3 protein-coding genes and 1 pseudogene are annotated in these 9,250 nt (G+C 48.3%); all 4 read right to left on the bottom strand.

All coding sequences use genetic code 11. The features are described 5' to 3' along the window. On the bottom strand, nucleotides 1-2,012 hold a 2,012-nt coding region (locus OEV42_20675), incomplete at its 3' end, for a hypothetical protein (protein MDH3976684.1). A 1,267-nt stretch (nucleotides 2,013-3,279) separates the two neighbouring features. Beyond that, nucleotides 3,280-6,726, bottom strand: a complete 3,447-nt coding sequence (locus OEV42_20670) for an ATP-binding protein (protein MDH3976683.1) — start codon at nucleotides 6,724-6,726, stop codon at nucleotides 3,280-3,282. A 536-nt stretch (nucleotides 6,727-7,262) separates the two neighbouring features. Then, nucleotides 7,263-7,412 (bottom strand): annotated as a pseudogene (locus OEV42_20665) (group II intron reverse transcriptase/maturase). 189 nt (nucleotides 7,413-7,601) lie between these two features. Next, the gene (gene ltrA, locus OEV42_20660; GenBank protein ID MDH3976682.1) at nucleotides 7,602-8,915 is read right to left on the bottom strand and encodes a group II intron reverse transcriptase/maturase; all 1,314 of its coding nucleotides are present in this window, start codon (nucleotides 8,913-8,915) and stop codon (nucleotides 7,602-7,604) included. Nucleotides 8,916-9,250: the final 335 nt, after the last annotated feature.

Raw genomic sequence — 9,250 nt, 5'->3', positions numbered from 1 at the left:
CCCCCACCACCTTCACCGGTGGTACCACCTTGGCCGCCACCACCGCCACCACTACCAGCACCACCGGCGGTTAACAACGTCGCCATTCCGCCGCCACCACCGCCACCGCCGCCACCATGACCGCCGTCTTCGCCACTCTTACCATTTGCAGGTTCAAATCCTTCAGTAAGCAAAACATAGTAATTAAAAGAGCCTGCTTCACCGAACCTGCCAGGCAAGCCCGGAGTTCCATTTCCACCCCTGTTACCATCCTCACCATTTGGACTACCGCCATCGTCTCTTCCACCAATTCCTCCCGCCCCTCCTTTTTCTCCAGTGGCGGAATCGTGCCCATCTTGGCCAAAGTATCCATACCAGTGGATTGGAATAGCCGTACCACCAGCTCCTCCATTACCACCTTTGCCACAATCAGGAGGTATATCATTATCACAGGGAAAAGCACTGGCACCGCCGGCAGTTCCCGGTGAGTTACCGCCAGGATTACCTTTCGTTCCTCCATTTCCTATTTGCCCGTTACCACCATTACCGCTGACAAGGGTATTACCTTCTATGCTCAGCATAACCAAGTTGTTCGCTAATAACGCATAGCTTGTTCCGGGATTTGTCGAAAGACTAGATATTACGTCGAATGCCACAATAGTGTTTTCAGATATGTGTACCTGACCACTCGGTGAAGATGATGTACCCCCATTAACTTTAAAAGCAATCACATCGTTATCAGGACTGCTCGAATTGTTATCGGCAACTACCGAGAATCCCGAAAACCACATCTCACTACTAGCACTTTCAATCCGCACTGCTGGTTGATTGTTTTGTGTAATATTCGCCACAATCTGTGTTTTATTGTAGGTGGTGTCGCGCAGCCAGTTCTCGTTGTAACCGCCAAATAAACTGACACCATCGGGGATATCTACGGTTTGCACTGCGTAAGGGAAGGATTTGCTCATCACATAGACATCCATTCCGGGCTTTCCGATTAGGGCATCATTCAATGTACTGTAAGGGGCACTGCCATTCGGCGCGGCGCCAGTTGCAGGATCGCCCACGTAAACGGCCTTCAGTCGATCCTTCTGCACTTGTACTTTCACATAATCAGTCATGGCGCTTCCATCCACCCTAACCTCCAGTTCAAAAAGGAGAGTACTGACCTCATCAGGCGCAGTAAAAGTCGGTTGAGCCCCGCTCAACTCCCGTGTGCTTTCTCCACCGACGAGGACATCGGGTCCGCTTAGAAGAAGCCAGTGATATACAGGGGTCACCGGAGCGGTACTCTGGACGCTTCCATAAAGCGTGGCGGCGCTGCCCACATTAACGGAGTCGTCATTACCGGCCATGGCAACAAAATCAAGGGCGGGATTTTGACATTGTGACTTCTCATCGCTGTCCGAGATGCCGTCACCATCCGAATCGGCCGTCAGGGGATTACTGTAAACACGTACTAGATCACCACTGTCGCAGGGCGGCGTCGCCAAGTTGGAGAGCCAGCCGTAGATCTCAACAGCATCCATCAAGGTGTCGTCATCGGTATCCAACTTATTAGGATCCGTACCATAATCACGTTCCAGACGGTCGCTCAGGCCATCGCGGTCTTCATCGCCGACGTAAACCAGAGTAACCTTATCTCCGGCCATGAGGTGGATGTCATTCAGGTCATAACCTTCATTAAGCAGGTGATAAAAGTCAGTGGTGCGGCCGCCACCGACATCTGTCGTATGATTGTGCGCCAACAGCCAGTACCGATTGGTGCTTGTATCCATAACGTAGGTGCCAACTGCCAGTAAGCCGCTTGGCGTAATACTGGCTGTGGGATCGTCTCCGTAGATCCATTCCCCCGGTCCCTGTGAAATAGAAAGGCCGAGAATATCCTGTAGAGCCCAGGCCAGACTGATACCCTGGGCACCGTCACCACTGTTGACAGCGACACGGTATTTATCCTGCCTGGCGGCATGAATGCCATAGTCTATTGTGATGGACGCAGTACGTACCGATACGTCCTTATCCACTAGCAGCATGGAATTATCATCAATATCGAGCAGGCGATAGGTCGCCGGCATGATAACTATATTGTCGGAGTCGCGCAGCAGGCGATGGGCCTTCTGCAAGGAAACATCTGTGCTGAAATTCAGGGGTGGGCTTACACCACTCAGAATAGAGGTTTTGGGGAAATCGCCACCACTACTGTAGGTAAGCGTTCCAATAGGCTCCATATCGAAGGGATGCTGAGGACTAAAGAAGAATGCCGTTAGCGTCAGGTTTTCCAGATCGTAGGGGATGTGTCCTGAGTTCCTGACACTTGCGGTGATTTCCAGCGTGCCATTTGTTAAGGTAGTACCAGCGGTTTCACTCTCAGCCAGCGACTCTTCGTAGGTTGTGCTGTTGGCCTGCTTCTCACTGGCACTCCAATTTATGGACGAGCCATTACTTTCATTTACAGAATTCTCAAAACCTAAGGTGAGGGCGTTTTCAAGCTTGAATGAAGCACCACCCTCTTTTTTGATATCGACTTGAACTCCAGCCGTTACTGTGTTTGAGAGACTATCGGTATGACCTATCTCTATTTGCTGGCTGCTCTCACCACCCCAGTCATGATTAATGCTGCTGCTTGTGACCTGCCCGTGACTGGTGCTGATTGACTTCGTAGTACTGTCTGAGGCGGTGAATACCATATCTACTTGGGGCAGCGAAGTGAGATCGACTGCGATTGATGCCATGTCTGCAATGCGAGGATTAAATACATACATATTGTTTGCGGGATTGAAATCGGCGATTTCTTCACCGTCGAGATATGAATCACCATCCGTATCCGCCAAGAATGGGTCGGTTTTATGGATGTTGATTTCATCGGTGTCTGATAAACCGTCACCGTCAGTGTCTATAATACCGGATTGACGGCTGTTACTGCCACCTTCACCACCACACGACGGCAATAGTATGGCGACAGACAAGATCATCATTACTGAAATCAATGAATTTATTAATTTCTTCATTTTAACCTCCTGTTCTATGTTTCAAATTGAATAACTTCTTCATGGCAGGGCGATATCAAAACCTTTCAATTGATTCCCTGGACGATGCATTTACTGCATTCCTCAAATCAAAAGCCAGACTAACTTATTTCATTATCTTATCGCAAGAACCCATCTTGTTAAAACTGTTAATATCGATATATCTATCTGAATTTATTGATGATTTTACTAGAGGGAATGGTTCTGAAAGAATTGTTTAGTTACTTATGAAAAAAAGATATCGAAGGAAGTGAACAGAATGTTGCGCTCTATCTCACCCGGAGAACCGGAACTTTACGAGGGCGCCTTGCAGCGCTTCACGCCTTGGCGACGATGCGCTGCAGCAGGCCAGTACGAAATCTGCGGTAGCCATAACCTTCTTCCAGCGGGGATTTTTCGGCATGGTATCAATATCCAGGTACCTGTCGAGCGTCTGGGCCCGCTCCCATCCGTCAAGGTTTGTATAGACCTTCCAGAGCTTTGACTCCAGTGCCAGATCGATTTTCGTTTTTCCTGTGGCTTCAACCCAGTATTCCAGGGCAAGGTTCATTACCTCAACGGCAAGGAGAGACCTGTCCTTCTTTTCCTCTTCGCCCAGCAGGGTATGGCTGACATGGTCCAGAGTACTTTCGATCACTTTCAGGTCTTCAAGCAAACCAGCCTCCTCCGACTTTATCTGCGGTAACAGATCGCTAAGCTTTTCTTCCAGAGACCTGATACTTTCCCGGTTTTTGTTCAACTCACCGAGCACTGAAAGCCTCGAAAGAAGGCCTTGCCCGTTTCCACTGCCACCCGACACTTCGTCAGGCAATTGAAGCCCCAGGATATAAAGGAGTTCCTCTTCAATCTCGATGGGTGTAAGCGCCATATCAACGAAGACCTTTTGCCCACTTTCCTTTTTCAGAGTGATCCCTGGATAGGCTTTCGGCCCTCCCGTCCTCAGCTCGCATCCCCCATCATTAATAATGAGTGACGTAAGTTCTTGGGCTGTATCATCGGCGAAAAGGTTTCCCATCGCCTTACCGAGCAGATATTCAGCTGTATAGCCGGCCAAAGCTTCGCACGCACCGTTACAAAATGTTATCTCGCCGCTTTCATTGACGGCGATGACGGCTTCATTGACTGTGTCGAGCATCATGGAGAGGCGTCGCTGCATGAGGCGGAGGTCCTGTTCCGTCTCTCTTCGCCGTTCAATCTCCTTTTTGAGTCGCGTGTTTTCTTTTAAAGCCTCAAAGGAATCCTTGACTTTTAGGTGAGACCGGACGCGCGCTACCAGTACTTCCCTGATGAGAGGTTTTATAATATAATCGTTGGCGCCCCTCTCCAGACCTTCTACTATGTCTGGAACCCTGTTTCTGGCAGTAAGCATGATGATAGGGAGTTCAGCGGCCGCATATGTTTCGCGGAGCTTTCGACAGACCTCATAACCGGTCATTCCAGGCATCATAATGTCGAGAAGGATGAGGTCGTAATTCTTCCCTTCTGCCAAAGACTCCAGGGCCTCGATTCCGCATCCGGCTGTGTGAACTTTCATCCCTGCCAGGGTAAGATGATTGACTGCAACCTGAAGATTGACCGGTTCATCATCGACAACCAGGATGGAAGGTTTTTCCCCGGCACCATCCTTTTTGAGAGAGTACTCCTTAATTCTATATTCAGGATAGGTCAGTTCAGTTGAAGATAAAGGTTCACTGTCAATAAATGTCGATTTATTCATGCCTTCACCATTTACTGGATCATTGCTGATGGCAGGGAGGGTAAAGCGGAAGGTCGATCCCTTATCTATTTTCGATTCCACACTAATTGTCCCGCCATGAAGTTCTACAAGTTGTTTTGTGATGGCAAGACCGAGGCCTGTCCCTCCAAAACGCCGGGAGGAACTGGAATCAACCTGCTCATATGAAAGAAAGATAGCATCCAGCTTCTCTTCAGGAATGCCGATCCCTGTGTCGGATATAGCTACTGAAACCTTTTGATGACTTACTTCAGCGGACAGCGTAACCTCACCGCGATCAGTGAACTTAATGGCATTGCCGATCAGGTTATAGAGTATCTGTAGCAGTCTATTTTCATCGCCCTCTACAAAAGGCAGATACGCAGATACGGCATTGTTAAGCTTGAGACCCTTTCCAGCTGCGAGGGGGTTTAGAACTGCAATTGCCATATCTGACAGTGCATGGAGATCGGCAGGTCCTCTCACCAGGTCCACATCTTTGTTTTTCAGGCGGGAAAAATCAAGGATATTGTTTACCTGCCCGGCAAGACGTCTGGCACTGCCGGCAATGAGAGAGAGGTTTTGGGCTGCCTTTTCAGGCAGCTTCCCACCCGCCCCTGCCACCAGAGACTCGGCTATACCGATAATCCCGTTCAGCGGGGTTCTAAGTTCATGAGAGGTGTTGGCAAGAAACTCATCTTTTATCTTGTCAACCCTGGCAAGGGTGATGTTTTTCTCCTCCAGGTCGCCGGAAAGTTTCTCTACCGATGAAAAGGCCCTGGAAAAACGCATGGAGAGCACAAAGGATTGAAAAATGATAAAGATCAACAGACCTGTGGGAATAATATAACCTGTATCAATGACGCGGCTGTCATGGAGCATGTCATTGGCTCCTGAAACAGCTATTATTCCGAAACCGGCCAGGATGATAAGCGCGCCCTCTCTTTTTCGAAGGACTGCTTTAACCAGCAGATATATAGAGTAAAAAATAAGAATAAAAGTAAATAAATGATATACCGGTACGGCATGACTCATTAATTTTACGGACATAAAAAAAAGGGGCAGAGAAAAAATGACTCCTATGAATTGATATATGCGGATGACGGCAACAGAACACTCCCGAGGGAAGAGAGAGTATAGAAACATAATAAAAACCGGATTAGAGAGATAATATGCCATCAAACCTATTCTATAAAAAACCGTCCAGGAGGTATGAGGAAGGATAAATTGAATGAGCCACCCGGAAGGAGAAGAAAACAGATTGTTGACTACCCAGAACAAGCAATAAAGTCCAAAAAAAAGGGGCGCCAGGTCCTTTCTTCGCAGCATGTAAAGGACAAAATGATATCCACCCATGACCATGAGTGCACTGAGGATAAATATTGTAAGCGCCCGCTCTCTATTTTGGCTTTTATGAATCTGCTCTTCCGAACCGAAAGAGATTGACGACATAAGGCCGCCGTTACGATAATTGTGATTTGATATTTGCAAAATGAGCTCCAACTCATCACTACCCGGTTCAATTCTGCAAATGATTTGAGAAAGTCTCGGTTTCTCAGTTACATGACTTACTCCAACGGTACCACTGGTGGCAAGCAATTTACCATTGACCCACAGATTATATGCTGACAACACTTTGGTAACGCGAAGTGCTTTAAATTCATCATCCTCTTTAATTTTCAATAGTAAACGGAATGTCGCATAGCCGTCAGTCTGCAGGTTCTTTCCATCAAGGTTGTAGTCATCCCAGGTCTGTGGGAGATCAATATAGCCGGTACTCTCAAATTGCACTCCACTACGAAAATCCTCGGGTGATAGAAGTTTATTCCAGTAAAACTCCCATTGCCCATCGAGATTTACAATCCTGTTTTTTTCAAATTCCGAGGAGGTGAGGTCCAGCAGGCCTTTTTTGGCTAGCGGTCTTTTATCATAAGCGGAACAACCTGACAGGATAAAACAAAGGAGTGCAATCGACAGCAGGCTCTTTTTAAGATCATTTAGAGTCATTTCCCTCCGGTCCTCCTGAAACCTTCTTTGGTTCTTTATATTCTTTTAAATTTTTACAGTCAGAATGTAATGTGCGTCGAGTCTATCACGTGGAACTTCAGTGTGTAAATTTAATTACTTCCGGATCAATCCAGCCCGCAAGGAATATAGATCGGTTGATATGGCTTCACCATTTAATGCTGAGGTTGCAGATGCATGAATAATAATTTTTAGAGGTCCCTGAGATAAGGCTCTACCAAAAGGAAAAAGCCCCCTGGCATAAACCAGGAGGCTTTTTAGAAATTAAATTCGGCAGCGACCTACTCTCCCGCACCGTTGCCGGTACCCTACCATCGGCCCTGGAGGGCTTAACTTCTGTGTTCGGGATGGGAACATTAGAGTAGAAGGCAGCGAACCTGCTGATAAAAAGGCAGGTTTCGCAGCCTCCCCTCATCAAACCGGACAAGCGGTTTTCCCGCATACGGCTTTCCGATGTTCTTCTTTCTTAAGCATGCACGCCTTTCCAATTTCCCGACTTCTGCCCCTATTTTTTTATCAAGATCGTAAGCGTGTTGCAGTACATCGCTTCGATAGACCCTGTCATAGAGACTATAGAATCGAAAAGCGGGCTGGCGCTTGGCTTTAAGATATAGCTTCCTCTGGAGCGCTCCGACGGTCTCTTTCGAGTTTTCAGATGTTTCCAGCATAATGCAATCATCTCCACCCTTTACTCTTCGGTAAGCGTGAACAAAGCAGGGTTCCTTCTCTCGGAGCAGGTTATGTTGTCCTGCCCCTGCCAGCGATGTCGGGTCGGAGGAGGCGCCCGAAGGCTAACCACCGTCCGCCGCACAAACTGGACGTACGGTTTTCCCGTATCCAGCTTTCACAAGGGTTCGCTAGTAGCGGGATGTAATAGTCGGTATTAGAGAAACAAGATTTACAAGACCCATCTCGCCATATAATCCGGCTTCCGGCAACTTCTTCCATCCGGTATTACGCCAGCGTTTGAATTTGTACGACCAGACCCGTCGCACAATCCATCTGTCTATTCGGTTGAAGAGCTTACGGATATGAGCTTTGCAGTAGTAATTTCCCCAGCCGCGAATGACCGGATTGAGTTCCTCGATCAGTTCGTATACACTTATGGGTGCTTTCCGCCGTGTTCGCTTGCGAATCTGCTCCTTAAAGTGCTTGACTGACTTCTCTCGTGGAAAAGTATACAGACTCCCGGCCTTCACCTTGCTCTGTATCCTGCCCGGGGACAGGTTCAGTGGTCGATTGCCTCGCTTGATCTTATAGCCAAGAAATTCAAACCCCTGTCGAACATGAACTACACGGGTTTTCCCGGCATGGAGAACAACTCCAAGCGCCTGCAATATCTTCCTCGCTGTGCTCAGTGCGGCTCGGGCTTCCGACCTTGTCTTGCAGGTGACTACCCGGTCGTCCGCCCATCTTGTAAGCCTGTAACCCTTCTTCCTCATCTCCCGGTCAAACGGCGTTAGCAGGATGTTGCTTAACAATGGTGAAATTACCCCACCTTGCGGCGTGCCTTGCTCTGTCGGAAACTGTCTCCCCTGCGCATAACATCCGGCCTTGAGTATACCTTCTATCAGGCTCAGCACCCGACCATCCGATACACGCCGGTTTACCAAGGTCATGAGCTTCTCATGATCCACCGATCCAAAGAAGTCCTTAAGATCAGCATCAACAATCCACTCACACCCTCTCTGCACCTCCTTCCAGACCTTCCGCAGCGCATCCTTCGGTGATCTCCCCTTCCGGTAGCCGAAGTTGGCATCATCAAATACCGGTTCGAAGATCGGCTCCAGCCGGTTGAGCAGAGCCTGCTGGCATACACGATCGTATATCGTCGGTATACCTAACGGGTGTGACTTCCCCGGTTGTCCCGGCCTGGGAATCATCTGTTGACGTACAGGTTGCGGCTGGTATCTGTTGCTCTTGAGCTCTTCATGCAGCCGCTTGAGGTTTGCACTCAGCTCCCCCTCAAATGCATCTATGCTCCGGCCATCAATACCTCCGGCACCTTTGTTTCGTCTAACCTTCTCCCATGCCACCTCCAAGTTCTTCATCTTATAAACCTTGTCCACCAATGAGTGGACCTTCCTTGCACCTGTCGGAATGAGCCAGTCAACGAGTCTCCTCGGCCATTGTCCTATGGGTTTTTCACTTATGGAACTTCTCCTTGACAACTCCCTTACTCCTCTCGCCTTACCGTCTCTTTCCGACTACCCTTGCCAACCGCCTTCCCCAGCCCACCCGGCTGTCCCAATCTGATGGTTTTTGAATAGTCATATCTCTGAATAAAAATAGTGAAAAGCAATTGTCAGGTTACAAAAATATAGAAAAAAACCGCCCCCTTAATTTAAGGGGGCGACAGAAGAGATTTAATTTATCTTCCATTAAGCGCCTATTCGTCAAGCGTCACCCCGGTTTTATCTTGTCCTGGTATAAAGTATCTGTTCGCTCTTACCATCTATTTCCTTAAAGCCCTCTTTTTACCCCTAAAAAAGTGCTTTAAGGAAAT

This window comes from Deltaproteobacteria bacterium, assembly GCA_029860075.1.
Taxonomy (GTDB): Bacteria; Desulfobacterota; JADFVX01; order JADFVX01; family JADFVX01; genus JAOUBX01.
This window is presented reverse-complemented; position numbering and strand designations above follow the sequence as displayed.